General features: G+C 69.4%; 21 protein-coding genes and 1 riboswitch. Of the genes, 4 read left to right on the forward strand and 17 right to left on the reverse strand.

The annotated features are described in order from the left end of the window. Positions 1–29: 29 nt before the first annotated feature. A complete protein-coding gene (locus ACFYNL_RS32675; protein WP_388809810.1) occupies positions 30–1,040 on the reverse strand; it encodes a polyprenyl synthetase family protein in 1,011 nt (336 codons plus the stop codon). Between the two features lie 971 nt (positions 1,041–2,011). Continuing rightward, a riboswitch (cyclic di-AMP (ydaO/yuaA leader) is annotated at positions 2,012–2,184 on the forward strand. 5 nt (positions 2,185–2,189) lie between these two features. Between ACFYNL_RS32675 and ACFYNL_RS32680 the strand changes: the two genes are divergently transcribed. Next, a complete protein-coding gene (locus ACFYNL_RS32680) occupies positions 2,190–2,954 on the forward strand; it encodes a transglycosylase SLT domain-containing protein (protein WP_388809813.1) in 765 nt (254 codons plus the stop codon). 63 nt (positions 2,955–3,017) lie between these two features. On the opposite strand, the gene ACFYNL_RS32685 is transcribed toward ACFYNL_RS32680, so the two are convergent. Together ACFYNL_RS32685 and ACFYNL_RS32690 are read right to left on the reverse strand one after the other, a co-directional pair. Next, a complete protein-coding gene (locus ACFYNL_RS32685) occupies positions 3,018–3,848 on the reverse strand; it encodes an HAD family hydrolase (protein ID WP_388809815.1) in 831 nt (276 codons plus the stop codon). A 156-nt stretch (positions 3,849–4,004) separates the two neighbouring features. Beyond that, positions 4,005–4,466, reverse strand: coding sequence for a carboxymuconolactone decarboxylase family protein (locus ACFYNL_RS32690; RefSeq protein WP_388809818.1), 462 nt, complete (start codon positions 4,464–4,466; stop codon positions 4,005–4,007). Positions 4,467–4,708: 242 nt separating this feature from the next. On the opposite strand from ACFYNL_RS32690, the gene fahA reads away from it, so the two are divergent. Together fahA and ACFYNL_RS32700 are read left to right on the forward strand one after the other, a co-directional pair. Further along, on the forward strand, positions 4,709–5,929 hold the full coding sequence (fahA, locus tag ACFYNL_RS32695; protein ID WP_388809820.1) for a fumarylacetoacetase: 1,221 nt from the start codon (positions 4,709–4,711) through the stop codon (positions 5,927–5,929). A 476-nt stretch (positions 5,930–6,405) separates the two neighbouring features. Further along, positions 6,406–7,344: a M56 family metallopeptidase gene (locus tag ACFYNL_RS32700; protein WP_388809822.1), complete on the forward strand. Its 939-nt coding sequence runs from the start codon at positions 6,406–6,408 to the stop codon at positions 7,342–7,344. Positions 7,345–7,644: 300 nt separating this feature from the next. Here the strand turns inward: ACFYNL_RS32700 and recQ are convergent, their stop codons facing one another. Beyond that, complete coding sequence (gene recQ / locus ACFYNL_RS32705; RefSeq protein ID WP_388809825.1) at positions 7,645–9,636, reverse strand: DNA helicase RecQ; 1,992 nt, start codon at positions 9,634–9,636, stop codon at positions 7,645–7,647. Between the two features lie 228 nt (positions 9,637–9,864). On the opposite strand from recQ, the gene ACFYNL_RS32710 reads away from it, so the two are divergent. Then, entirely contained in the window at positions 9,865–10,467 is a 603-nt protein-coding gene (locus ACFYNL_RS32710) for a Uma2 family endonuclease (protein WP_388809829.1), read from the forward strand. Positions 10,468–10,541: 74 nt separating this feature from the next. Here the strand turns inward: ACFYNL_RS32710 and nuoN are convergent, their stop codons facing one another. From nuoN to ACFYNL_RS32775, 13 genes are read right to left on the reverse strand one after another with little or no spacing between them, the layout of a single operon-like run. After that, a complete protein-coding gene (nuoN, locus tag ACFYNL_RS32715; protein WP_388809831.1) occupies positions 10,542–12,191 on the reverse strand; it encodes an NADH-quinone oxidoreductase subunit NuoN in 1,650 nt (549 codons plus the stop codon). Further along, entirely contained in the window at positions 12,188–13,759 is a 1,572-nt protein-coding gene (locus ACFYNL_RS32720) for an NADH-quinone oxidoreductase subunit M (RefSeq protein WP_388809834.1), read from the reverse strand. Before ACFYNL_RS32720 ends, nuoN begins: the two co-directional genes overlap by 4 nt. A gap of 5 nt (positions 13,760–13,764) precedes the next feature. After that, a complete protein-coding gene (gene nuoL, locus ACFYNL_RS32725; RefSeq protein ID WP_388809837.1) occupies positions 13,765–15,729 on the reverse strand; it encodes an NADH-quinone oxidoreductase subunit L in 1,965 nt (654 codons plus the stop codon). 15 nt (positions 15,730–15,744) lie between these two features. Further along, positions 15,745–16,044, reverse strand: a complete 300-nt coding sequence (gene nuoK / locus ACFYNL_RS32730; RefSeq protein ID WP_019756142.1) for an NADH-quinone oxidoreductase subunit NuoK — start codon at positions 16,042–16,044, stop codon at positions 15,745–15,747. Further along, the gene (locus ACFYNL_RS32735) at positions 16,041–16,883 is read right to left on the reverse strand and encodes an NADH-quinone oxidoreductase subunit J (RefSeq protein ID WP_388809840.1); all 843 of its coding nucleotides are present in this window, start codon (positions 16,881–16,883) and stop codon (positions 16,041–16,043) included. The genes nuoK and ACFYNL_RS32735 overlap by 4 nt, the downstream gene beginning before the upstream one ends. Continuing rightward, the gene (nuoI, locus tag ACFYNL_RS32740) at positions 16,880–17,521 is read right to left on the reverse strand and encodes an NADH-quinone oxidoreductase subunit NuoI (RefSeq protein ID WP_388809842.1); all 642 of its coding nucleotides are present in this window, start codon (positions 17,519–17,521) and stop codon (positions 16,880–16,882) included. The genes ACFYNL_RS32735 and nuoI overlap by 4 nt, the downstream gene beginning before the upstream one ends. Further along, positions 17,514–18,878, reverse strand: a complete 1,365-nt coding sequence (nuoH, locus tag ACFYNL_RS32745; protein WP_388809844.1) for an NADH-quinone oxidoreductase subunit NuoH — start codon at positions 18,876–18,878, stop codon at positions 17,514–17,516. Before nuoH ends, nuoI begins: the two co-directional genes overlap by 8 nt. Continuing rightward, positions 18,875–21,379 carry an NADH-quinone oxidoreductase subunit G gene (locus tag ACFYNL_RS32750; RefSeq protein WP_388809847.1) on the reverse strand — a complete coding sequence of 835 codons (2,505 nt, stop codon included), beginning with the start codon at positions 21,377–21,379 and terminating at the stop codon, positions 18,875–18,877. The genes nuoH and ACFYNL_RS32750 overlap by 4 nt, the downstream gene beginning before the upstream one ends. After that, positions 21,376–22,725, reverse strand: a complete 1,350-nt coding sequence (gene nuoF, locus ACFYNL_RS32755; protein ID WP_388809849.1) for an NADH-quinone oxidoreductase subunit NuoF — start codon at positions 22,723–22,725, stop codon at positions 21,376–21,378. Before nuoF ends, ACFYNL_RS32750 begins: the two co-directional genes overlap by 4 nt. Continuing rightward, entirely contained in the window at positions 22,725–23,597 is an 873-nt protein-coding gene (nuoE, locus tag ACFYNL_RS32760; RefSeq protein ID WP_388809851.1) for an NADH-quinone oxidoreductase subunit NuoE, read from the reverse strand. Before nuoE ends, nuoF begins: the two co-directional genes overlap by 1 nt. Then, a complete protein-coding gene (locus ACFYNL_RS32765) occupies positions 23,594–24,916 on the reverse strand; it encodes an NADH-quinone oxidoreductase subunit D (RefSeq protein ID WP_388809853.1) in 1,323 nt (440 codons plus the stop codon). The genes nuoE and ACFYNL_RS32765 overlap by 4 nt, the downstream gene beginning before the upstream one ends. Then, positions 24,913–25,674 (reverse strand): NADH-quinone oxidoreductase subunit C, encoded by a 762-nt coding sequence (locus ACFYNL_RS32770; protein ID WP_388809856.1) that lies wholly within the window; start codon positions 25,672–25,674, stop codon positions 24,913–24,915. The genes ACFYNL_RS32765 and ACFYNL_RS32770 overlap by 4 nt, the downstream gene beginning before the upstream one ends. Then, positions 25,671–26,225 (reverse strand): NADH-quinone oxidoreductase subunit B family protein, encoded by a 555-nt coding sequence (locus ACFYNL_RS32775; RefSeq protein WP_007383964.1) that lies wholly within the window; start codon positions 26,223–26,225, stop codon positions 25,671–25,673. Before ACFYNL_RS32775 ends, ACFYNL_RS32770 begins: the two co-directional genes overlap by 4 nt. Positions 26,226–26,232: the final 7 nt, after the last annotated feature.

Raw genomic sequence — 26,232 nt, forward strand, 5'->3', positions numbered from 1 at the left:
GAGGGGTCGCGGCGAGGTCCGGCGGGCGGCTATCCGGCCCGGTGCACCACGGCGTCGCACAACTCCATCAGCGCGGCCTTGGCGTCCAGGTCGGGCAACGGAGCCAGCGCGGCCCGCGCCTCCTCCGCGTACCGCACCGTGTCCCGGCGCGCCTGCTCAAGCGCCGGATGCACCCGCAGCGCGGACAGCGCCTCGGCGTGCCGCACGTCGTCACTCAGGTCGGACGCCAGCAGCTCGCACAGGGCGACGTCCTCGGCGAGCCCGAGGCGCTCGGCCCGCTCCCGCAGCCGCAGCACCGGCATGGTCGGGATCCCCTCCCGGAGATCCGTCCCTGGCGTCTTGCCGGACTCGTGGGAGTCGCTCGCGATGTCCAGCACGTCGTCCGCCAGCTGGAAGGCGACCCCGAGCCGCTCCCCGTACTGGGTCAGCACATCGACGACCGTCTCGTCGGCGCCGGACATCATCGCCCCGAACCGGCACGACACCGCGACCAGCGAGCCGGTCTTGCCGCTGAGCACGTCCAGGTAGTGCTCGACCGGATCCCGCCCGTCCTGCGGCCCCGCCGTCTCCAGGATCTGCCCGGTGACCAGCCGCTCGAACGCCTCGGCCTGCACCCGCACCGCCTCGGGCCCGAGGTCGGCCAGGATGTGCGAGGCCCGCGCGAACAGGAAGTCCCCGGTCAGGACGGCGACGGAGTTGCCCCAGCGGGTGTTCGCGCTGTCGACACCGCGCCGCACCGCGGCCTCGTCCATCACGTCGTCGTGGTAGAGCGTCGCCAGATGCGTCAGCTCCACGACCACGGCCGACGGCACGATCCCCGGCGCATAGGGGTCCCCGAACTGGGCGGCGAGCATCACGAGCAGCGGCCGGAACCGCTTTCCGCCCGCCCGCACCAGGTGCTGGGCGGCCTCGGTGATGAAGGGGACCTCACTCTTGGTGGCTTCGAGCAATCCCTCCTCGACAGCCGCCAATCCGGCCTGGACATCGGCTTCCAGAGCCTGGTCCCGCACGCTCAGCCCGAACGGCCCGACGACGGTCACGAGGGGTCTCCTGTCTGCTGGTGTCTGCTGGCGGTTACACGGTTTGTCGATAGGTCGCTGCCATCACTCAAGTCAGCGTATCCGGTCACGTTTCGATCACCGATGCCGCCCACCCGTCCACCATGGGCGGTATCGGATCACGACCGGTATGTTTTTGATCACCCGATAAGGCCGGATACCTATCCCCTTATAGGTAAATAGCATCCATAATCCTGACGCGGCCGCGACACGGGACCCCTCGACCGGCGCGAGCGCCCCACGCGGGAAGCCTTCCGTGCCGCCATGGACATGTCGAACAGAAGCGCCGTCCGTCACCCCGGCGAGTCTCACCCTCGCGCACATCCGCACGCCCTCCCCCCTTCGAGACGCCCCTCCGGGCGGGCCCGCACCGGCACCCGTCGAGTACCCACAGCGGGGCAGGAGCCACGGACGCTCACCATGACAACGACGCGCACCACGTCCGAGGTTCCGTCCACGCCGGACACTGCCGCGAGTCCGAAGCGAGCCGAACCTTCCGCGCGAGCGAGCCGAACCTTCCGCGCGAAGCCAGCCGAACCTTCCACGCGAAGTGAGCCGGACCTTCCACGTGTTGACACTGGGTCGGCCCATCCGGGCGCGTAACACAAGACGGAACGAAGACCCCCTTTTCCACCGCACACGGGAAAAACGGACTCCAGATACGGCCATTTAAAGGCGAGTTGGATCCATTGCCCGATTTGCCGCTCTTGTGGACACCAGTGAGTTGAGTCACGCGCAACCCTCACCCCGGTCGACCACCCCCGCCCCGCCTCCCCTTTCAACACACGCAAGTTGAGGCTTGGCAACCGCAAAGGATCAAGCGCCCCATAGACGCCCGACCATGGTCAACACGCCCAACAAGTGACCACGGCACTTGTTCCCGACATGTGCTCTCGCATACGTTCCCGCTCAGTCGGGCGGACGCCGAATCCTGCCGCCGCCCGAGTCAGCCACCTACGCACTCACTCACGCACGGCAGGAGCGGGGGACCCAGGTAAGTCGCCGGACCCGACGCCTCGATGGCACGGGCCCGGCTGGGGGTGAAGTCGTGCCGTCCCAGGGCGGCACGGCCGGGCATCTCCCGCCCGAACCCGACAGCTCACCTCGCAGGCGCCGGAGAGGAACAGCGCCATGCCCCGAGGCAAGCACCGCCGCCCCCGTACCAACCCGCTCACCCGACGCGTCGTCGCCGCCGGAACCGGAACCGCCGCTCTCGCCCTCCCGCTGCTGAGCGCGACCAACGCCACCGCCGCCGAGCCGGCCAAGGTCCCCGGCACCCTGCAGACGGCGCCTCAGTCCGCGCCGGCCGCGGTGAAGGCCAAGACCCTCACGTACACCACGAAGAAGGGCGACTCGCTCTACGGCATCGCGGAGCGGTACGACGCGCAGGGCGGTTGGCGCCAGCTCTACAAGGACAACCGCGAGGCCGTCGGTGACAACCCCCGGCTGATCCACCCGGGCGTCGACCTGAAGGTTCGAGCCACCAAGACGCCGGGCAAGACGGCAGACAAGGCGTCCGCGCCGGCCAAGAAGTCCAGCGTGGCCCGCGCCACCCAGGCCGCCGCCAAGAGCTACCCCGACAACCTGGACGGCTGGATCCGCGAAGCGCTGGACATCATGGCTCAAAAGGGAATTCCTGGTTCCTACGAGGGCATTCACCGCAACATCCTGCGTGAGTCGTCCGGCAACCCGGCCGCCATCAACAACTGGGACTCCAACGCCGTGGCGGGCACCCCGTCCAAGGGCCTCCTGCAGGTCATCGACCCGACCTTCGCGGCGTACCACGTGCCGGGCACGGCGTACGACCCCTTCGACCCGGTCGCGAACATCACCGCCGCGTGCAACTACGCGGCCGCGCGGTACGGCTCGATCGACAACGTGAACGGGCCCTACTAGACCGCGGACGGCCCGGCCCCCACCCGGGGCCGGGCCTACTGCGTACCCCCTACTGCCTACCGCCTACTGGGCGAAGTCGGCCAGGCTCCCCACGAACAGCCGTTCAAGGACGACGGCGATGCCGTCGTCCTCGTTCGAGAGGGTGATCTCGTCGGCCACCGCCTTGAGTTCGGGGTGGGCGTTGGCCATCGCGACACCGTGGGCGGCCCAGTCGAACATGGGGATGTCATTGGGCATGTCACCGAAGGCGATGGTCTCGTGCGCGCCCAGGCCGAGATGGTCGGCGGCGAGCGCGAGACCGGTCGCCTTGGTGACGCCGCATGGCTGGAGTTCGACGGTCCCCGGCCCCGACATGGTGACGGTGGCGAGAGAACCGACCACCGCCCGCGCCGTGGCCGCCAACTCGTCGTCCGACAAGGTCGGGTGACGCAGCAGCACCTTGCTGATCGGCTCGCACCACAGGTCCTCGCGACGCCCGACCCGCACCGCGGGCAGAGTGGGGTGGGGCATCAGATAGCCGGGCTCGATGAGCGTGAGCCCGTCGACCCCGTCCTGGTCGACGGCCGCGTACACCTGCCCCACCTCCGCCTCGATCTTGCCGAGCGCGGTCTCCGCCAACTCCCGGTCCAAGGTGATGGACCACAGCAGCCGGTCCGATCCGGCGTCGTACAACTGCGCACCCTGTCCGCACACCGCGAGCCCCGTACTGCCCAGGGCGTCGAGGAGCGGCCGCACCCTTGGCGCCGGCCGCCCGGTCACGACGAGGTGCTGGGCACCGGCCGCCGCCGCCAGCGCGAGCGCGTCGACGGACCGGTCCGAGTGCGTGTCGTCGCCTCGGAGCAGGGTCCCGTCGAGGTCAGTGGCGATGAGTGAATATGCGATAGGTGCGGCCATGATCAGAGAATACGGACAGGACGCCCCATCGACTCGACGTGAACCGGACGGCTGCTGTGTTCACATGTGTTGACACCTGTTCCGGTTGCCCGGCCGCTCCCCCTTCTGTTTTCGTTTCTGTTCCCCTGCGACAACTTCCTTACCCTTGCTGCGATTTCACCCCCACGTGGTGCCCGCCGGCTCCTTGATCGTGGTGTTGATGCGGTTGAACATGTTCGTGACCGAGATGGTGAGGATCAGCGCCGACAACTCCTTCTCGTCGAAGTGGTCGGCCACTTCGTCCCACAGCTCCTGCGGAACCGACTCGTGCGAACGGTCCGCGAGCCTCGTCATCGCCTCGGTCAGCCGCAGCGCGGCCCGCTCGGCATCGGTGAACCAGGGCGCCTCCCGCCACGCCGAGACGGAATCGATCCGCTCGTCACTCGTCCCCGCCTTGCGCAGGTTGGCCGTGTGGCCGTGCACACAGGCGCCGCACCCGTTGATCTGGCTGGCACGCAGCCCGACGATCTCGGCCACCTCCTGCGGCAGACCGCTCTCGCCGATCGCATGGAACAAGGTGCCGATGCCCTTGAGAGCGTTCGGAAGGACGTACGCCGGGTTGGTCATCCTTGCCTGCATTGCTGCCTCCGGTGTCAGTGGTGTCGCTTTCACTGCACTGACGGATCCCGACCCGCGGTTGTGACGAACCGGCGGCACACATCGGCCCCGCGGATCTGCCGAAGCCCGGCGCCATATGCGGCGACCTGGTGATTCACGACCGGCGACGCGAAAACCCGGCACTGCCCAAGAGGGGTGCCTCACACGTAACGTGTGGCCCGACCACATGGCACACGGAGCGGATGAGAGTGAGGCACCACCCCATGCCCCCCTTCGATCTCCCCGAGGGCGACCCCTTCGGCACGCACAACCTTCCGTACGGCGTCTTCTCCCTCCCCGGCTCGGACGCCGCACGCCGGGTCGGCGTCCGGCTCGGCGACCACGTCCTCGACGCGGGCGGGGCGGCCCACGCACTCGGCTCGCCGTACGCCCCGCTGCTGGCGAAGGACTCGCTGAACCCTCTGCTCGCCGCGGGCCCCACCACCTGGTCGGACGTCCGGCGCGCGCTGACCGCCTGGGTGACGGTGCCGGCGCATCAGGAGGCGATCACGGAGTTCTTCCATCCGCTGTCGTCGGTCTCGTTGCACCTCCCCTTCGAGGTCGCGGACTACGTCGACTTCTACGCCTCCGAGAACCACGCCCGGAACGTGGGCCAGATCTTCCGCCCCGACGCGGCGGACTCCCTGACTCCCAACTGGAAGCACCTCCCGATCGGTTATCACGGCCGGGCGGGCACGGTCGTCGTGTCCGGCACGGATGTCGTACGGCCGTCCGGCCAGCGCAAGGCGCCCACTGACGCGGCTCCGGTCTTCGGCCCGTCGGTCCGCCTGGACATCGAGGCCGAGGTCGGTTTCGTGGTCGGCACACCGTCTCGGATGGGCAAGCCGGTGGCACTGGGCGACTTCCGGGAGCACGTCTTCGGCCTGTGCCTGCTCAACGACTGGTCGGCTCGTGACATCCAGGCGTGGGAGTACGTCCCCCTCGGCCCGTTCCTCGGCAAGTCCTTCGCCACGTCGGTGTCGGCGTGGATCACCCCGCTCGACGCCCTGGAGGATGCGCGCGTGGCACCGCCCGAGCGCACCCACCCGCTGCTGCCGTACCTGGACGACTCGGGTTCCGAGACGGAACCCGGTGGCTACGACCTGCGTATCTCGGTGGCCGTCAACGGTCATGTGATCTCGGAACCTCCCTTCTCCTCCATGTACTGGACGGCCGCCCAGCAACTGGCCCACATGACCGTGAACGGGGCTTCCCTGCGCACGGGCGACCTGTTCGGCTCGGGCACGGTGAGCGGCCCGACCGAACGCGAGCGCGGGTCACTGCTGGAGCTGACGTGGAACGGCCGGGATCCCCTGGAGCTGCCGGACGGCAAGCGGACGTTCCTGGAGGACGGCGACGTGGTGACGATGTCCGCCTGGGCTCCGGGGCCGGGCGGGGTCCGGGTGGGGCTGGGCGAGGTCACGGGGCGGATCGTGGCGGGGTGATGCCGGGGGCTCTCTGCGGCGGCCGGGGCGCCCATGGGCAGGTTGCGGTCTCCCGCCCTGGATCCGGGGCTCCGGCCCAGTAGGAATCCGGGCTCCGGCCCAGTCGGAGACCGGGCTCCGGCCCAGTCGGAAACCGGGCTCCGGCCCAGTAGGAATCCGGGCTCCGGCCCGGTCGGAAACCGGGGGGCCGTCCGCTCGCCCGCCGAGGGCCCCCGCCCTCCCGAACTCCGGGCGCCCTGGCCCGCGACCTGGTCAACTCACAACCGCCGCCTGCCGTTTCGCGGCATCGGTGCGCGGCCGGACGGACCGCTGACCGTCTGCGCGGGCTGCATTCGGGGCGTCTTTCCGGCTGACTCTCGCGACGGTCACCGTCATACTGACTGGCGGTGGGAAGCGCGCCGCAGCCGTCCCTCGCGGCCCACCGCCCCGCACAGCCGACCCCGCACCTTCCCTGACCAGGATCCGGAGCCCCCGGCATGACCGTCTGCCTGCTCCTGCTGAGCATCGTCGCCCTGACGGCCGCCGTACCCGTCCCCCGAGCGCTGACCCGGGCCACCTGGCCCGAACGGGAACCCGTGGTCGCCCTCTGGACCTGGCAGTGCCTGGTCGCCACCGTCCTACTGTGCTGCCTCACGGCCCTGGCCCTGGCCACCGCCGCCGTCTTCGGCACGGTGCGCGCCCAGCTGTTCGCGCCGGCGCCCCCGTCGGTGACCGAGGCGTACGACCTCTCGGCCACCCCGACCTGGACGGCCGGACTCGGTCTGCTGCTCGCCTGCGGTGCCGCTTGGACGACGGCGATGCTGCTCCGCGAGCTCGTCGAGGCGCGCCGACGCCATGGCCAGGCCAGGGCCCACCTTCGGGAACGCGCCCCCGAACTGCCCGCAGGGCTGGGCTCGGTGCGCGGCCCGCTGCTGGTCCTGGAGGACGAGTACCCGGACGCCTGGTGGATGCCGGGCAGTCCGTCCCAGCTGATCGTCACCACAGGCGCCCTGCGCCGCCTCACCGACCACCAGCTCGACGCCGTCCTCACCCACGAGCGTGGCCACGCCCGAGCCCGCCACGACTGGCTGCTGCACCTCTCCACCGCGCTTGCCACCGGCTTCCCCCACGTCCCCTTGTTCGCGCACTTCTGCGACCAGACCCACCGCCTGGTCGAACTGGCCGCAGACGACACCGCGTCACGGCGCTGCGGTCACCTGACGACGGCACTGGCGTTGATCGAGCTCAACCAGCACCGCGGCGTCCTTACCTGCGACTCCACCCACCGCCTCCTGGGCGAACGCGTCAACCGCCTGCTCCAGCCCCCGCCGCGCCTGGGCCGCCGCGACCGGGCACTGACGACGACCCTGGCCGCGCTGGTGCCGCTGCTCCCCGTGCTGATCACATTCGCTCCGGGACTGACGGCGTTGACCTGACGGTCGTGCGCGGGCCACTGCCGCATGGCCCACTCGGGCCCTGAGCGGCTTCGCCGCAGGCGCGGCACGCCGGACCCGACCCAGGCGGGCGCCCCGCGCGGTCCCGCCTGCCCCGCAGCGCCCGCACGCCCTCTCGCCGCACCGGGCGAAGCCTCAAATACGTCCAATACGCGGCGCTCAGCCCGGCGCTCCTCAGCCTCCGCCCGGCACTCCCTTAGCCTTCGGCCCCGGACACCCCGGAGCACCCACCGGACACCGCGGGGCCCGCCCCGGGCGGACGACGGGCTGTGCGGGCCCGGCCTAAGCCCAGTCCTCCGGTTCCTCCGGCTCCGCCTCCAGCTCGGGCCAGTCGTCCGCGCCGGGATCCGCGTCCCGATCCACGGCGGCACCGGCCCCGGCGGCGGGCTCCCCGCGCACCGAGCCCAGGACCTCCAGCACTCCCTCCCCGTAGGTCGCCAGCTTCTTCTCCCCCACTCCGCCGACCCCGCCGAGCTCACGCACCGACTGAGGCCACACCGTCACGATCTCCCGCAACGTCGCGTCATGGAAGATCACATAGGCCGGGACCCCCTGCTCCCGAGCCTGCTCGGCACGCCAGGCCCGGAGCGCCTCGAAGGCCGGCACCAGCTCCTGCGGCAACTCGGCCACCGCGGCCTTCGCCTTGCGCTCCCCCCGCCCGGAGCCCGAACCCGACCCCCGCGCGACGGCGGGCTGCTTCGGCTCCTTGCGCAGCGGCACCTCGCGCTCCCGCCGCAGCACAGATCCGCTCGCCTCCGTCAGCACGAGCGTCCCGTACTCCCCCTCGACCGCGAGCAGTCCCTGCGCGAGCAACTGCCGGATCACACCCCGCCATTCGCCCTCGGTCAGGTCCTCGCCGATGCCGAACACGGACAGCTGGTCGTGGTCGAACTGGATCACCTTGGCGGTGCGCCGCCCCAGCAGGATGTCGACGATCTGCACCGCCCCGAACTTCTGTCCGCGTTCCCGCTGCAGCCGCACCACCGTCGACAGCACCTTCTGTGCCGCGACCGTGCCGTCCCAGGTCTCCGGCGGGGTCAGGCAGGTGTCGCAGTTGCCGCAGCCCGCGGGGTCGGGGTCCTGGCCGAAGTAGGCGAGCAGTTGGCCCCGCCGGCACTGGGCCGTCTCGCACAGCGCGAGCATCGCGTCCAGATGCGCGGCGGCCCGGCGCCGGAACGCCTCGTCGCCCTCGCCCAACTGGATCAGTTTGCGCTGCTGTATGACGTCGTTGAGGCCGTAGGCCATCCAGGCGGTGGAGGGCAGCCCGTCACGGCCGGCACGACCCGTCTCCTGGTAGTAGCCCTCTACCGACTTGGGCAGGTCGAGATGGGCGACGAACCGCACGTCCGGCTTGTCGATGCCCATCCCGAAGGCGATGGTCGCGACCACGACCAGGCCCTCCTCCCGCAGGAAGCGGGACTGGTGCGCCGCGCGCGTCCCCGCGTCCAGGCCCGCGTGGTACGGCACCGCCTCGATGCCGTTGCGGCTCAGGAACTCGGCCGTCGCCTCCACGGACTTGCGCGACAGGCAGTAGACGATGCCCGCGTCGCCCGCGTGTTCCCCCCGCAGGAAAGCCAACAGCTGCTTCTTCGGGTCCGCCTTGGGCACGATCCGGTACTGGATGTTGGGCCGGTCGAAGCTCGCCACGAAGTGCCGGGCGCCCGACATGTTCAGCCGCTGGGTGATCTCCTTGTGCGTCGCGTGCGTGGCCGTCGCGGTGAGCGCGATCCGTGGGACGTCCGGCCAACGCTCGCCGAGCAGCGAGAGGGCCAGGTAGTCGGGGCGGAAGTCGTGGCCCCACTGGGACACGCAGTGCGCCTCGTCGATGGCGAAGACGGCGATCTTGCCGCGTGAGAGCAGGTCGAGGGTCGAGTCCAGGCGCAGTCGCTCCGGTGCGAGGTAGAGGAGGTCCAGCTCGCCCGCGAGGAATTCCGCCTCCACCACGCGCCGCTCGTCGAAGTCCTGCGTGGAGTTCATGAACCCGGCGCGCACGCCGAGCGCCCGCAGCGCGTCCACCTGGTCCTGCATGAGCGCGATGAGCGGCGAGACGACCACTCCCGTACCCGGCCTGACCAGGGACGGAATCTGGTAGCACAGGGACTTGCCGCCGCCGGTCGGCATGAGCACGACGGCGTCGCCGCCCGCCACGACATGATCGATGACGGCTTCCTGTTCGCCGCGGAAGGCCTCGTACCCGAAGACGCGGCGCAGTGCGGCCACCGCCTCACTCCCGGCCGCCCCGGCTGTGCCGGCCGCCTCGGTCACCCTTGGCATCACGCTGATCCCGCCCGTCGCACCCATTGCCGTGTCCCCCGTACGTCGTCCCTCGACCACTGCATCCACGATAGGGGCCGCCACCGACAGCACCGGAGTTATCCACAGGCCGCTCCGCGAGCCCTGCGTCAAGGACCCGACCGTCGTTCACACGTTCGCATCAGACCTGCCCGGTTTCCGGCGGAGGGTCTGAGTGGACCGGCGAGCCTCCGTCCCATGGGAGCACTGATGAGCGTCGCACCGAAGGCGTCCACGCCCGTTTGGCCGACCCCGCCGGAAGGCGGCTGGACCGCCGACGACCTTGACCGCCTCCCGAATCTGCCTCCGCACACGGAACTGATCGACGGGAGCCTGGTCTTCGTAAGTCCGCAGACCCTTTTTCACGAGCGTGCGGTTGATTTCTTCAAGTGGCAGCTCCAGTCCCTGGCGCCCGCAGAGTTCGAGGTCATCCGCGAGTTCACCATCGACATCGACCGGCAGAACCGGCCGGAGCCGGACGTGATCGTCGTGAGCGGGGACGTCGTGGAGGACTCGGAGCAGACGCGATTCCCGGCCGAGGCGGTCCTCCTCGCGATCGAGGTCGTCTCGGCGGACTCGGTTTCCCGGGACCGTGAGACGAAGCCGCTGAAGTACGCCCGCGCGAAGATCCCCCACTACTGGCGGGTGGAGAACGAGAAGGGCCGTGCGGACGTCCACGCCTTCGAGCTGGAGCCGACCACCCGTGCGTACACCAGCGTGGGGATCTTCCGGGAGCGGATGAAGCTGGAGGCTCCCTTCCCTGTGGACCTCGACCTCACCCAGATCAGGACGCGTCGGGACAAGGACCAGTAGCCCGTCACACGTGACAGCGGCCCGGCACCCCTCGAAGGGAGGCCGGGCCGCTGCCCCGCAGGCAAAGCGCCGCGTCAGCGGACGAAAACGCCCGCCGTACTCGCCAGATCCAGGAAGTACTGCGGCGCCACGCCCAGCACCAGCGTGACCGCCACACCGACCCCGATCGCCGTCATGGTCAGCGGCGACGGCACCGCGACCGTCGGCCCCTCCGGCTTCGGCTCGCTGAAGAACATCAGGACGATGACGCGGATGTAGAAGAACGCCGCGATCGCCGACGAGATCACACCGACCACCACCAGCGGGCCCGCCCCGCCTTCCGCCGCCGCCTTGAACACGGCGAACTTCCCGGCGAAGCCGGAGGTCAGCGGAATGCCGGCGAAGGCCAGCAGGAACACCGCGAACACGGCCGCCACCAGGGGCGAGCGTCGGCCGAGGCCCGCCCACTTGGACAGGTGCGTCGCCTCGCCACCCGCATCCCGTACGAGCGTGACGACCGCGAACGCCCCGATCGTCACGAACGAGTACGCCGCCAGGTAGAACAGGACCGACGACACTCCGGACGGCGTGGACGCGATGACACCCGCGAGGATGAAGCCGGCGTGCGCGATCGACGAGTAGGCCAGCAGCCGCTTGATGTCGGTCTGCGTGATCGCGACGATCGCACCACCCAGCATGGTGACGATGGCGACGCCCCACATGACCGGCCGCCAGTCCCAGCGCAGGCCGGGCAGCACGACGTACAGGATCCGCAGCAGCGCGCCGAAGGCGGCCACCTTCGTCGCCGCCGCCATGAACCCGGTCACCGGCGTCGGCGCACCCTGGTAGACGTCCGGCGTCCACATGTGGAACGGCACCGCGCCCACCTTGAACAGCAGGCCCATGACGATCATGGCGGCACCGATCAGCAGCAGCGCGTCGTTGCCCATGGTGTCCGCGAGCGCCGGGCTGACGTCCGGGACCGTGCCGTCGACGACCTGCGCGATCGTCGCGTACGACACCGAACCCGCGTAGCCGTACAGCAGCGCGATTCCGAACAGGGTGAACGCGGAGGCGAAGGCACCCAGCAGGAAGTACTTGACCGCGGCCTCCTGCGACATCAGCCGCTTGCGTCGGGCCAGCGCGCACATGAGGTACAGCGGGAGCGAGAACACTTCCAGGGCGATGAACAGCGTCAGCAGGTCGTTGGCCGCCGGGAAGACCAGCATGCCGGCGACCGCGAACATCAGCAGCGGGAACACCTCGGTGGTGGTGAACCCGGCCTTGACGGCGGCCTTCTCACTTTCGCTGCCCGGCACGGACGCGGCCTGCGCGGCGAAGGAGTCGACCCGGCTGCCGTGCGCCGCCGGGTCGAGTCGCCGTTCGGCGAAGGTGAACAGGCCGACCAGGGCCGCCAGCAGGATCGTCCCCTGCAGGAACAGGGCTGGACCGTCGACGGCGATCGCGCCCATCGCGGCGATACCCGACTTGGTCGTGGCGTACCCCCGGGCTGCCAACGCCACCACCGCGGCGAAGGCGGCGACGAGCGCCACGCCGGAGACGAACACCTGTACGTGGTAACGGGCCTTGCGCGGGACGACGGCCTCGATCAGCACCCCGATGATCGCCGCACCGACGACGATCAGGGTGGGCGACAGCTGTCCGTACTCGATCTTCGGCGCGTCGATCTTCGAGATCGGGTCGGCCGCGGTTGTCCACAGGCTGTGGACGGCTGATGCGCTCACTTGGCCGCCTCCACCTCGGGCTGGGGGTCCTTCTTCTGTACGTCGGACATGGTCTGCTTGACCGCCGGGTTGACGATGTCCGTGACGGGCTTCGGGTAGACGCCCAGGAAGATCAGCAGTGCGACCAGCGGGGCGACGACGACGAGCTCGCGCACCCTGAGGTCGGGCATCGCGGAGACCTCCTCCTTCACCGGGCCCGTCATCGTCCGCTGGTAGAGGACCAGGGTGTAGAGCGCGGCGAGCACGATGCCGAAGGTGGCGATGATGCCGATCACCGGGTAGCGCGTGAACGTGCCGACGAGTACCAGGAACTCACTCACGAAGGGCGCCAGCCCCGGCAGCGACAGGGTCGCGAGGCCGCCGATCAGGAAGGTGCCGGCCAGCACCGGCGCCACCTTCTGCACACCGCCGTAGTCGGCGATGAGCCGCGAGCCGCGCCGGGAGATCAGGAAACCCGCGACCAGCATCAGCGCGGCCGTGGAGATGCCGTGGTTGACCATGTACAGCGTCGCGCCGGACTGCCCCTGGCTGGTCATGGCGAAGATGCCCATGATGATGAAGCCGAAGTGCGAGATCGACGCGTACGCGATCAGGCGCTTCATGTCCCGCTGGCCGACCGCGAGCAGCGCCCCGTAGATGATGCTGATCACCGCCAGGACGAGGATCGCGGGCGTCGCCCACTTGCTCGCCTCCGGGAACAGTTGGAGGCAGAAGCGGAGCATCGCGAAGGTGCCCACCTTGTCGACTACCGCGGTGATGAGGACGGCGACCGGTGCGGTGGCCTCCCCCATGGCGTTGGGCAGCCAGGTGTGCAGCGGCCACAGCGGCGCCTTCACCGCGAAGGCGAAGAAGAAGCCGAGGAACAGCCAGCGTTCGGTGTTCGTCGCCATGTCGAGCGAGCCGTTGGCCCGGGCCTCGGCGATCTCCTGGAGACTGAAGTTCCCGGCGACCACGTAGAGGCCGATCACCGCGGCCAGCATGATCAGACCGCCGACCAGGTTGTAGAGCAGGAACTTCACGGCGGCGTACGAGCGTTGCGTCGACGCCACCTTCTCGCCGTGCTCGTGGGCGCGGTCCCCGAAGCCGCCGATGAGGAAGTACATCGGGATGAGCATGGCTTCGAAGAAGATGTAGAACAGGAAGACGTCGGTGGCCTCGAAGGAGAGGATCACCATCGCCTCGACGGCCAGGATCAGGGCGAAGAAGCCCTGCGTCGGCCGCCAGCGACTGCTGCCGGTCTCCAGCGGGTCGGCGTCGTGCCAGCCCGCGAGGACGATGAACGGGATCAGCAGCGCCGTCAGCGCGATGAGCGCCACCGCGATGCCGTCCACGCCCAGTTCGTAGCGGACGCCGAAGTCCGCGATCCAGGCATGGGATTCCGTGAGCTGGTAGCGGTCCCCGTCGGGGTCGAAGCGGACCAGGACGGCGATCGCGAGGGCGAGTGTGGCCAGCGAGAAGAGCAGCGCCAGCCACTTGGCGACGGTGCGCCGCGCGGCCGGTACGGCGGCCGTGGCGATCGCCCCGATCGCCGGGAGCACCGCCGTGGCTGTCAGCAGGGGAAAGGACATCGGTATCAGACCGCCCTCATCAGCAGGGTCGCGGCGATGAGGATCGCCGCACCGCCGAACATCGAGACCGCGTACGACCGCGCGAAGCCGTTCTGCAGCCTGCGCATCCGTCCGGACAGACCGCCCATGGAGGCCGCCGTGCCGTTGACGACGCCGTCGACCAGGGTGTGGTCGACGTACACCAGGGAGCGGGTGAGGTGCTCGCCGCCACGCACCAGGACGACATGGTTGAAGTCGTCCTGGAGCAGATCGCGCCGGGCGGCCCGGGTGAGCAGCGATCCGCGCGGGGCGACGACCGGGACCGGGCGGCGGCCGTACTGGGCGTAGGCGATGGCGACGCCGATGACCATGCACGCCACGGTCGCGCTGGTGACCACTGCCGCGCTGATCGGCGGGTGTCCGTGGGAGTGCCCGGTGATGGGCTCCAGCCAGTGCACGAAGCGGTCGCCGATGCTGAAGAACGCACCGCCCGCCACCGACCCGACGGCCAGCACGATCATCGGGATCGTCATGACCCTGGGCGACTCGTGCGGGTGCGGCTCCGCGTGCTCGCCGCGCGTCTCGGCGGCCGGCTCCGCACCGGGCTCGGCCGGGGAAGCGGTCGGGGCGTGGCGCCAGCGCTCCTCTCCGAAGAACGTCATCAGCATCACGCGGGTCATGTAGTACGCCGTGATGGCGGCGCCCAGCAGCGCGCATCCGCCGAGGATCCAGCCCTCCGTGCCGCCCTTGGCGAACGCGGCCTCGATGATCTTGTCCTTGGAGAAGAAGCCTGACAGTCCGGGGAAGCCGATGATGGCGAGGTAGCCGAGACCGAAGGTGACGAAGGTGACCGGCATGTACTTGCGCAGGCCGCCGTACTTGCGCATGTCGACCTCGTCGTTCATGCCGTGCATGACCGAACCGGCGCCGAGGAACAGCCCGGCCTTGAAGAAGCCGTGCGTCACCAGGTGCATGATCGCGAAGACGTAGCCGATGGGGCCGAGCCCGGCGGCCAGCACCATGTAGCCGATCTGCGACATGGTCGAGCCGGCCAGCGCCTTCTTGATGTCGTCCTTCGCGCAACCGACGATCGCACCGAAGAGGAGCGTGACGGCACCGACGATGGTGACGACCAGCTGCGCGTCCGGGGCGGCGTTGAAGATGTTGGCGGAGCGGACGATCAGGTAGACGCCCGCGGTCACCATCGTCGCGGCGTGGATGAGGGCCGAGACCGGGGTCGGGCCCTCCATCGCGTCCCCGAGCCAGGACTGCAGCGGTACCTGGGCCGACTTGCCGCAGGCGGCGAGCAGCAGCATCAGGCCGATGGCGGTGAGCTTGCCCTCGTTGGCGTCGCCGACCAGGCCGGCCTCTCCATGGGTGCCGAGCACCGGCCCGAAGGCGAAGGTGCCGAACCACAGGAACATCAGCATGATCGCGATCGACAGGCCCATGTCGCCGACGCGGTTGACCAGGAAGGCCTTCTTCGCGGCGGTGGCGGCGCTGGGCTTGTGCTGCCAGAAGCCGATGAGGAGGTAGGAGGCGAGGCCCACGCCCTCCCAGCCGACGTACAGCAGGAGGTAGTTGTCGGCGAGGACGAGCAGCAGCATCGCCGCGAGGAACAGGTTCAGATAGCCGAAGAAGCGGCGGCGCCGCTCGTCGTGCTCCATGTACCCGACCGAGTACAGGTGGATCAGCGAGCCGACGCCCGTGATCAGCAGCACGAACGTCATCGACAGCTGGTCGAGGCGGAAGGCGATGTCCGCCTGGAAGCCCTCGACCGGGATCCAGCTGAACAGATGGCTCGTCAGGGTTCGGTCCGCGGCGTCCTTGCCGAGCAGGTCGGCGAAGAGGACCACACCGAAGGCGAAGGAGACGAACGACAGGAGCGTGCCGATCCAGTGGCCGACGGCGTCGAGACGCCGGCCACCGCACAGCAGTACGGCCGCTCCGAGCAATGGCGCCGCGACCAGCAGCGCAATCAGGTTCTCCACGATTCTTCCGACCCCTCAGAGCTTCATCAGGCTGGCGTCGTCGACCGAGGCCGAGTGGCGGGAACGGAACAGCGACACGATGATCGCGAGCCCGACGACGACCTCCGCGGCGGCGACGACCATCGTGAAGAAGGCGATGATCTGGCCGTCGAGATTGCCGTGCATCCGGGAGAAGGCGACGAGCGCGAGGTTGCAGGCGTTGAGCATCAGCTCGATGCACATGAAGACGACGATGGCGTTGCGCCTGATCAGCACGCCGGTCGCGCCGATCGTGAACAACAGGGCGGCAAGGTAGAGGTAGTTGACCGGGTTCACTTGGACGCCTCCTCCGGCCGCTTGAAGGTCGACGGCTCGATCGCGGTCCGCTCCAGACGTTCCTCCGCGCGCTGCTCCAGCGCCCGCAGGTCGTTGAGTGCCTCGGTGGACACGTCCCGGATCTGGCCGCGCTCGCGCAGCGTCTTGCTGACCGTGAGGTCCGAGGCGGTGCCGTCGGGCAGCAGACCCGCGATGTCCACCGCGTTGTGCCGGGCGTACACGCCGGGCGCGGGCAGCGGGGGTACGTGCTTGCCCTCGCGGACGCGCTGCTCGGCCAGCTCGCGCTGCGTCTTGGCGCGCTCGGTGCGCTCGCGGTGGGTGAGCACCATGGCGCCGACGGCGGCCGTGATCAGCAGGGCGCCGGTGATCTCGAACGCGAAGACGTACTTGGTGAACAGCAGGGCCGCGAGACCCTCGACATTGCCGTTCGCGTTCGCCTGGGCGAGGCCGTTGAACTCGGCCAGGGAGGCGTTCCCGATGCCTCCGACGAGCAGGACGCCGAAGCCGAGCCCACAGAGAAGGGCCAGCCAGCGCTGGCCCTTGATGGTCTCCTTCAGGGAGTCCGCGGCCGTGACGCCGACGAGCATCACCACGAACAGGAACAGCATCATGATCGCGCCGGTGTAGACGATGATCTGCACGACGCCCAGGAAGTAGGCGCCGTTGGCGAGATAGAACACCGCCAGGATGATCATGGTCCCGGCGAGGCTGAGCGCGCTGTGCACGGCCCTCTTCATGAAGACGGTGCACAGGGCGCCGATGACGGCGACGGTGCCGAGGATCCAGAACTGGACGGCCTCGCCGGTCGAGGTGGAGTAGGCGGCGAGTTGCTCGGTCATCGGCCGATCACCTTCTCCGACGCCGGTTCTTCCTCTCCGAACGTCGACTCGGCCTCCTGCGGGACCTCGCCCTTGGACAGCGCGACCTGTTGGGTCGTGCCGGGCGCGGCCTCCGTCACCAGACCCCGGTAGTAGTCCTGTTCGTCGGTGCCGGGGTAGATGGCGTGGGGCGTGTCGACCATGCCGTCCTCCAGCCCCGCGAGCAGCTGCTCCTTGGTGTAGATGAGGTTGGCGCGGCTGGAGTCCGCGAGCTCGAACTCGTTGGTCATCGTCAGCGCGCGCGTGGGGCAGGCCTCGATGCACAGACCGCACAGGATGCAGCGGGCGTAGTTGATCTGGTACACGCGGCCGTACCGCTCGCCCGGCGAGTAGCGCTCCTCGTCGGTGTTGTCGGCGCCCTCCACGTAGATGGCGTCGGCGGGGCAGGCCCAGGCGCACAGCTCACAGCCGACGCACTTCTCCAGGCCGTCCGGATGGCGGTTGAGCTGGTGCCGTCCGTGGAAGCGCGGAGCGGTGGTCTTCTGCTGCTCCGGGTACTGCTCGGTCAGCCGCTTCTTGAACATGGCCTTGAAGGTCACGCCGAAGCCGGCCACGGGGTTCAGGAAACCGGGCTTGGTCTCCTTGGGCTCCTCAGCCATCGGACGCCTCCTTTCCATCCAGAGATCCGTCACTCGCAGTATCGGGCCCGCCACTGACAATCAACTCCCGCTCACGACGCGAGCGGCGCCGGGGCACCGGCGGAAGTTCTTGTCCGGGCAGGGGAGGTACGGGGAACCCGCCCGCCATCGCGTCGAAGGCGGCGGGTTCCTCGGCGGACTCCGCGGCCGCCTTCGTCCGATCGCGGAACATGTCCGCGATGAAGGAGAGGATCAGCAGCGCGAGGACGCCGCCACCGACGTAGAGGGCGATGTCGGCGAACTCGTAGTTCTCGTTGCGCAGCGTCCGTACGGTCGCGACGAGCATCAGCCACACCACGGAGACCGGGATGAGGACCTTCCAGCCGAGTTTCATGAGCTGGTCGTAGCGGACCCGCGGGAGTGTGCCGCGCAGCCAGATGAAGAAGAACAACAGCAGCTGCACCTTGATCACGAACCAGAGCAGCGGCCACCAGCCGTGGTTGGCGCCCTCCCAGAAGGCGCTGATCGGGTACGGGGCCCGCCAGCCGCCCAGGAAGAGCGTCACCGACACGGCCGAGACCGTCACCATGTTCACGTACTCGGCGAGCATGAACATCGCGAACTTGATCGAGGAGTACTCGGTGTTGAAACCGCCGACCAGGTCGCCCTCCGACTCCGGCATGTCGAACGGGGCGCGGTTGGTCTCGCCGACCATCGTCACGATGTAGATCAGGAAGGACACCGGCAGCAGGACGATGTACCAGCGGTCCTGCTGCGCCTCGACGATCGCGGAGGTCGACATCGACCCGGAGTAGAGGAACACCGAGGCGAAGGCGGCGCCCATGGCGATCTCGTACGAGATCATCTGCGCGCAGGAACGCAGCCCGCCGAGCAGCGGATAGGTGGATCCGGAACTCCAACCCGCCAGCACGATGCCGTAGATGCCGACCGAGGCGACCGCGAGGATGTAGAGCATCGCGATCGGCAGGTCGGTGAGCTGCATCGTGGTGCGCTGGCCGAAGATCGAGATCTCGTTGCCGGCCGGACCGAAGGGGATCACCGCGATCGCCATGAAGGCCGGGATGGCCGCCACGATCGGTGCGAGGACGTAGACGACCTTGTCCGCGCGCTTGACGATGACGTCTTCCTTGAGCATCAGCTTGATGCCGTCGGCGAGCGACTGGAGCATGCCCCAGGGGCCGTGCCGGTTGGGGCCGATGCGCAGCTGCATCCAGGCGACGACCTTGCGCTCCCAGACGATGGAGAACAGCACGGTCACCATCAGGAAGGCGAAGCAGAACACCGCCTTGATGACGACCAGCCACCAGGGGTCGCGGCCGAACATCGAGAGGTCTTCAGCGGCGAGGAAAGGGCTCATGCCTCCACCTCCTCGGGGGCCGCGGTCGCGAGGGTCGCCGGGCCGATGCGGACGAGTGAGCCGGGCAGCGCACCGGTGTCGGAGGCGACGCCCCGGCCCACGGAGTTCAGCGGGAGCCAGACCACACGGTCGGGCATCTCCGTGATCTGGAGCGGCAGTTCGACGACTCCCGCGGGGCCGGTCACGGCCAGCACGTCGCCGTCCTTGACGCCGGCTTCGGCGGCCGTGGCGGACGACAAGCGCGCGTGGGCGGCGTGCCGGGTGCCGGCGAGCGCCTCGTCGCCCTCCTGGAGGAGACCTCGGTCGAGCAGCAGACGGTGTCCGGCCAGTACGGCCTCACCGGCAGCCGGCCGCGGCAGCTGGGCGGCGCTCTCCATCGGGCCGGTCGCCCGCGGTCCGTCCCAGGAGCCGAGCCGGTCGATCTCCGCGCGCGTGGTGCGCAGATCCGGCAGGCCCAGGTGGACGTCCATGGCGTCGGCCAGCATCTGCAGCACGCGCGCGTCGGTCGGGGCGAGGCGGCGGGTCATCTGGTCGGGCTTGAGTGCGGCCTCGAAGAAGCGGACCCTGCCCTCCCAGTTGAGGAAGGTGCCGGCCTTCTCAGCGACCGCGGCGACGGGCAGCACGACATCGGCGAGTTCGGTCACCTCGCTCGGCCGCAGTTCCAGCGACACCACGAAGCCGACCTCGGCGAGCGCCTCACGCGCGCGTGCCGGATCCGGCAGGTCGGCGACCTCGACGCCCGCGACCAGCAGCGCCTGAAGTTCCCCGGAAACGGCCGACTCGATGATCTGGCCGGTGTCCCGGCCGTACCGGTGCGGCAGTTCGGCCACACCCCAGACGGCTGCGACCTCCTCACGCGCGCGCGGGTCGGTCGCCGGGCGTCCGCCGGGCAGCAGCGACGGCAGGGCGCCCACCTCGACCGCGGCACGCTCGCCGGCCCGCCGCGGAATCCACACCAGCTGGGCGCCGGTCGTGGACGTGGCCCGTACGACGGCGGTCAGTCCGCCCGCCATGGCGGCCAGCCGCTCACCGACGACGATCACCGCGCCCTCGGCGCGCAGCGCCTCGGCGGCCCTCTGACCGGCCTCGTCCAGGCCGACCCCACTCGCGAGCGCGTCCAGCCACTCGGTCTCGGTTCCGGGGGCGGCCGGCAGCAGCGTGCCGCCCGCCTTGTGCAGACCGCGCGTGGCGTGCGTGGCGAGCGAGAAGACCCGCTGCCCGTGCTTGCGCCATGCCTTGCGCAGCCGCAGGAAGACGCCGGGTGCCTCCTCCTCCGCCTCGAACCCGATCAACAGGACGGCCGGGGCCTTCTCCAAGGCGGTGTACGTCACGCCCGTACCGTCGAGGTCGCGGCCGTGACCGGCGACCCGGGCGGCGAGGAAGTCGGCTTCCTCACCGCTGTGCACGCGCGCGCGGAAGTCGATGTCGTTGGTGTCGAGCGCCACGCGCGCGAACTTGCTGTACGCGTAGGCGTCCTCGATGGTCAGCCGGCCGCCGGTGAGGACACCGGTGCGGCCGCGGGAGGCGAGCAGCCCCTGGGCCGCGATCTGCAGCGCCTCCGGCCACGAGGCCGGTTCGAGGTCGCCCTCGGCGTTGCGCACGAGCGGTGTCTGGAGCCGGTCGCGCTGCTGGGCGTACCGGAACGCGAACCGCCCCTTGTCGCAGATCCACTCCTCGTTGACCTCGGGGTCGTCGGCCGCGAGCCGCCGCATGACCTTGCCCCGCCGGTGGTCCGTGCGCGTCGCGCAGCCACCGGAGCAGTGCTCGCACACCGACGGCGAGGAGACCAGGTCGAAGGGGCGCGAACGGAACCGGTACGCCGCCGAGGTGAGCGCGCCGACCGGGCAGATCTGAATGGTGTTGCCGGAGAAGTACGACTCGAAGGGGTCGCCCTCGCCGGTGCCGACCTGCTGCAGCGCGCCGCGCTCGACCAGCTCGATCATCGGGTCGCCCGCGACCTGGTTGGAGAACCGGGTGCAGCGGGCGCACAGCACGCACCGCTCGCGGTCGAGCAGCACCTGCGTGGAGATGGGGACCGGCTTCTCGTACGTCCGCTTCCTCCCCTCGAAGCGGGACTCGGCGTGCCCGTGCGACATGGCCTGGTTCTGCAGCGGGCACTCGCCGCCCTTGTCGCAGACCGGGCAGTCCAGCGGGTGGTTGATGAGCAGGAGCTCCATCACACCCTTCTGGGCCTTCTCCGCGACCGGCGAGGTGAGGTGGGTCTTCACGACCATGCCGTCGGTGCAGGTGATCGTGCAGGAGGCCATCGGCTTGCGCTGGCCCTCGACCTCGACGATGCACTGGCGGCAGGCGCCGGCGGGGTCGAGGAGCGGGTGGTCGCAGAAGCGGGGGATCTCGATGCCGAGCTGCTCGGCGGCCCGGATGACCAGGGTGCCCTTGGGCACGCTGATCTCGGCGCCGTCGATGGTCAGCGAGACGAGATCTTCCGGCGGGACCGCCGCCTCCCCGCCCCCGGAGGGAGCGCTCGTGGTCACGGTCATGCGTTCACCTCCGTGCGGTGGTCGGCCCAGGCCGTCGACTTGGCCGGGTCGAAGGGGCAGCCGCGGCCCGTGATGTGCTGCTCGTACTCCTCGCGGAAGTACTTCAGAGAGGAGAAGATCGGCGAGGCGGCACCGTCGCCGAGGGCACAGAAGGACTTGCCGTTGATGTTGTCGGCGATGTCGTTCAACTTGTCGAGGTCGCTCATGACGCCCTTGCCGGCCTCGATGTCGCGCAGCAACTGCACGAGCCAGTACGTGCCTTCGCGGCAGGGCGTGCACTTGCCGCAGGACTCGTGGGCGTAGAACTCGGTCCAGCGGGTGACGGCGCGTACGACGCACGTCGTCTCGTCGAAGCACTGCAGGGCCTTGGTGCCGAGCATGGAACCCGCGGCGCCCACTCCTTCGTAGTCGAGAGGGACGTCGAGGTGCTCGTCGGTGAACATCGGCGTCGAGGAGCCGCCCGGCGTCCAGAACTTCAGGCGGTGACCGGGGCGCATCCCGCCGCTCATGTCCAAAAGCTGGCGCAGGGTGATGCCGAGCGGGGCCTCGTACTGGCCGGGGCTCGCGACATGGCCGCTGAGCGAGTAGAGCGTGAAGCCCGGGGACTTCTCGCTGCCCATCGACCGGAACCAGTCCTTGCCCCGATGCAGGATCGCGGGAACCGACGCGATCGACTCGACGTTGTTCACAACAGTCGGGCAGGCGTAGAGACCTGCCACCGCAGGGAAGGGGGGACGCAGCCGCGGTTGACCACGGCGGCCTTCGAGCGAGTCGAGCAGCGCGGTCTCCTCACCGCAGATGTACGCGCCGGCGCCGGCGTGCACGGTGAGTTCGAGGTCGAGTCCGCTGCCCAGGATGTTCTCGCCGAGGTAACCCGCCGCGTAGGCCTCGCGCACGGCCTCGTGCAACCGCCGCAATACGGGGACGACTTCACCACGCAGATAGATGAAGGCATGCGAAGACCTGATGGCGTAACACGCGATGACGATGCCCTCGATGAGGCTGTGCGGGTTCGCGAAGAGGAGCGGGATGTCCTTGCAGGTCCCGGGCTCCGATTCGTCGGCGTTGACAACTAGATAGTGCGGTTTTCCATCACCCTGGGGAATGAACTGCCATTTCATTCCCGTCGGGAACCCCGCGCCGCCGCGCCCGCGCAGACCGGAGTCCTTGACGTACGCGATCAGGTCGTCCGGCGACATGGCGAGCGCCTTGCGGAGCCCCTCGTATCCTTCGTGCCTTCGGTAGACGTCCAGCGACCAGGACCTGTCCTCGTCCCAGAAGGCCGACAGCACGGGTGCGAGCAGCTTCTCGGGGCTGTTTTCCTTCAGCTCGGGTGCCAACGTCATCACTCCCCCTCCTCGGCGACAGGCCCTGCCGGGTGGGCGGGGTCGGACGCGGACGATTCCTGCGGCGCGTCGTGCGAGCTGAGGTGTTCAGTCGGCGACGGTTGGTGCACTGTCCTGTCCTGCGGCTCGCCGTGCGGGCCGCCCTCCCGCGGATGGACCACGCGCGCGGGTGCGGCCTCTCCCCTGGCCAGGCGGAGGCCCACCAGCGACGCCGGTCCCGCACTGCCGCTCTCCTCGACGGCCCCGGGCCGCTCGTCGGGGAAGCCGGCCAGAATCCGCGCGGTCTCCTTGAAGGTGCACAGCCGAGCGCCGCGCGTCGGCTCGACGTCCCGCCCCGCGCGCAGGTCGTCGACGAGGCGCTTGGCGCTCGCCGGGGTCTGGTTGTCGAAGAACTCCCAGTTGACCATCACGACCGGCGCGAAGTCGCAGGCCGCGTTGCACTCGATGTGTTCCAGGGTGACCTTGCCGTCGTCGGTGGTCTCGCCGTTGCCGACGCCGAGGTGCTCCTGGAGCTCCTCGAAGATCGTGTCGCCGCCCATCACCGCGCACAGGGTGTTGGTGCAGACGCCCACCTGGTAGTCACCGCTGGGCTTGCGCCGGTACATGGTGTAGAAGGTGGCGACCGCGGTGACCTCGGCCGTGGTCAGGCCGAGCACGTCCGCGCAGAAGCGCATCCCGGTGCGCGTGACGTGGCCCTCCTCCGACTGCACCAGGTGCAGCAACGGCAGGAGGGCGGACCGGGAGTCCGGGTAGCGGGCGATGATCTCGCGCGCGTCCCCTTCGAGCCGCTGTCGAACGTCGTCCGGGTAGCCGGGCGCGGGCAGTTCGGGCATGCCCAGGCTGACGCCCCGCTCGGAAGAAGAGGTGGTCACCGGTCGACGCCTCCCATCACGGGGTCGATGGACGCCACGGCCACGATGACGTCGGCGACCTGGCCGCCCTCGCACATCGCCGCCATGGCCTGCAGGTTGGTGAAGGACGGGTCACGGAAGTGGACCCGGAAGGGGCGGGTGCCGCCGTCGGACACGCCGTGCACGCCGAGCTCGCCCTTGGGCGACTCGACCGCCGCGTACGCCTGTCCCGGCGGGACGCGGAAGCCCTCGGTCACCAGCTTGAAGTGGTGGATCAGGGCCTCCATGGAGGTACCCATGATCTTCTTGATGTGGTCGAGGGAGTTGCCGAGCCCGTCGGGGCCCAGGGCGAGCTGGGCGGGCCAGGCGATCTTCTTGTCGGCGACCATGACCGGTCCGGGCTGGAGCCGGTCGAGGCACTGCTCGACGATTCCGAGCGACTGGCGCATCTCCTCCAGGCGGATCAGGAAGCGCCCGTAGGAGTCACATGTGTCGGCGGTCGGGATCTCGAAGTCGTACGTCTCGTAGTCGCAGTACGGCTGGGCCTTGCGCAGGTCGTGCGGCAGACCGGTGGAGCGCAGGATCGGGCCGGTGGCGCCGAGGGCCATGCAGCCGGCCAGGTCGAGATAGCCGATGTCCTGCATACGGGCCTTGAAGATGGGGTTCCCGGTGGCGAGCTTGTCGTACTCCGGGAGGTTCTTCTTCATCTTCTTCACGAACTCGCGGATCTGGTCCACCGCGCCGGGCGGCAGGTCCTGGGCGAGTCCGCCGGGGCGGATGTACGCGTGGTTCATCCTGAGGCCCGTGATGAGCTCGTAGATGTCGAGAATCATTTCACGATCACGGAATCCGTAGATCATGATCGTGGTGGCGCCGAGTTCCATGCCGCCGGTGGCGATGCACACCAGGTGGGAGGAGAGCCGGTTCAGCTCCATCAGGAGCACCCGGATGATCTTGGCGCGCTCGGTGATCTGATCCTCGATGCCGAGGAGCTTCTCGACGGCGAGGCAGTAAGCGGTCTCGTTGAAGAAGGACGTCAGGTAGTCCATGCGCGTCACGAACGTGGTGCCCTGCGTCCAGGTCCGGTACTCGAGGTTCTTCTCGATGCCGGTGTGCAGGTAGCCGATGCCGCAGCGGGCCTCGGTGACGGTCTCGCCCTCGATCTCCAGGATCAGGCGCAGCACCCCGTGGGTGGACGGGTGCTGGGGACCCATGTTGACGACGATGCGCTCGTCGTCGGCGCGGGCCGCGGACTCGACGACCTCGTCCCAGTCGCCACCGGTGACCGTATATACGGTGCCTTCGGTGGTCTCACGGGCAGATGCTGACTGCGTGCTCACGAGTACGACCTCCGCTGGTCCGGAGCCGGGATCTGGGCGCCCTTGTACTCGACGGGGATGCCGCCGAGGGGGTAGTCCTTGCGCTGCGGGTGGCCCTGCCAGTCGTCCGGCATCATGATCCGCGTCAGGGCGGGGTGACCGTCGAAGACGATGCCGAAGAAGTCGTACGTCTCGCGCTCGTGCCAGTCGTTCGTCGGGTACACGGAGACGAGCGACGGGATGTGCGGGTCGGCGTCGGGGGCGCTGACTTCGAGGCGGATCAGCCGGTTGTGGGTGATCGAGCGCAGGTGGTAGACGGCGTGCAGCTCGCGGCCCTTGTCGTGCGGGTAGTGGACACCGCTGACGCCGGTGCACAGTTCGAAGCGCAGGGCCGGATCGTCGCGCAGGGTGCGGGCGACGCGGACCAGGTGTTCGCGTTCGACGTGGAAGGTGAGTTCGCCGCGGTCGACGACCGTCTTCTCGATGGCGTTCTCGGACAGCAGGCCCTGCTCCTCCAGCGCGCCCTCGAGTTCGTCGGCGACTTCGTCGAACCAGCCTCCGTAGGGGCGGCTCGCCGGTCCGGGGAGCCGGACCGAGCGGACCAGGCCGCCGTAGCCGGAGGTGTCGCCGCCCTTGTCGGGGCCGAACATGCCGCGCTGGACGCGGATCTCCTCGCCGCCCTGACCGCGCTGGCCGGGGAGGTTGGAGGCGGAGAGGTCCTTCTCCGGGTTGACCCCGTTGGACCCGTTCGCCCCGTTGGTTCCGTTCACGTCGCTCACCGCAGCAGCCCCTTCATCTCGATCGTGGGCAGGGCCTTGAGCGCCGCCTCCTCCGCCTCGCGGGCCGCTTCCTCGGCGTTCACGCCGAGCTTGGAGGACTGGATCTTCTGGTGGAGCTTGAGAATGGCGTCCATCAGCATCTCCGGCCGTGGCGGGCAGCCGGGGAGGTAGATGTCGACCGGGACGATGTGGTCGACGCCCTGCACGATCGCGTAGTTGTTGAACATGCCGCCCGAGGAGGCGCAGACCCCCATGGAGATCACCCACTTGGGGTTCGGCATCTGGTCGTAGACCTGCCTGAGCACCGGCGCCATCTTCTGGCTGACCCGGCCGGCGACGATCATCAGGTCGGCCTGGCGCGGCGAGCCGCGGAAGACCTCCATGCCGAAGCGCGCCAGGTCGTAGCGGCCCGCACCGGTGGTCATCATCTCGATGGCGCAGCAGGCGAGGCCGAAGGTGGCCGGAAAGACGGACGCCTTGCGCACCCAGCCCGCGGCCTGCTCGACGGTGGTCAGCAGGAATCCGCTCGGCAGCTTTTCTTCGAGTCCCATGTCGTTA

The organism is Streptomyces sp. NPDC007808 (assembly GCF_042868655.1).
Lineage (GTDB): Bacteria > Actinomycetota > Actinomycetes > Streptomycetales > Streptomycetaceae > Streptomyces.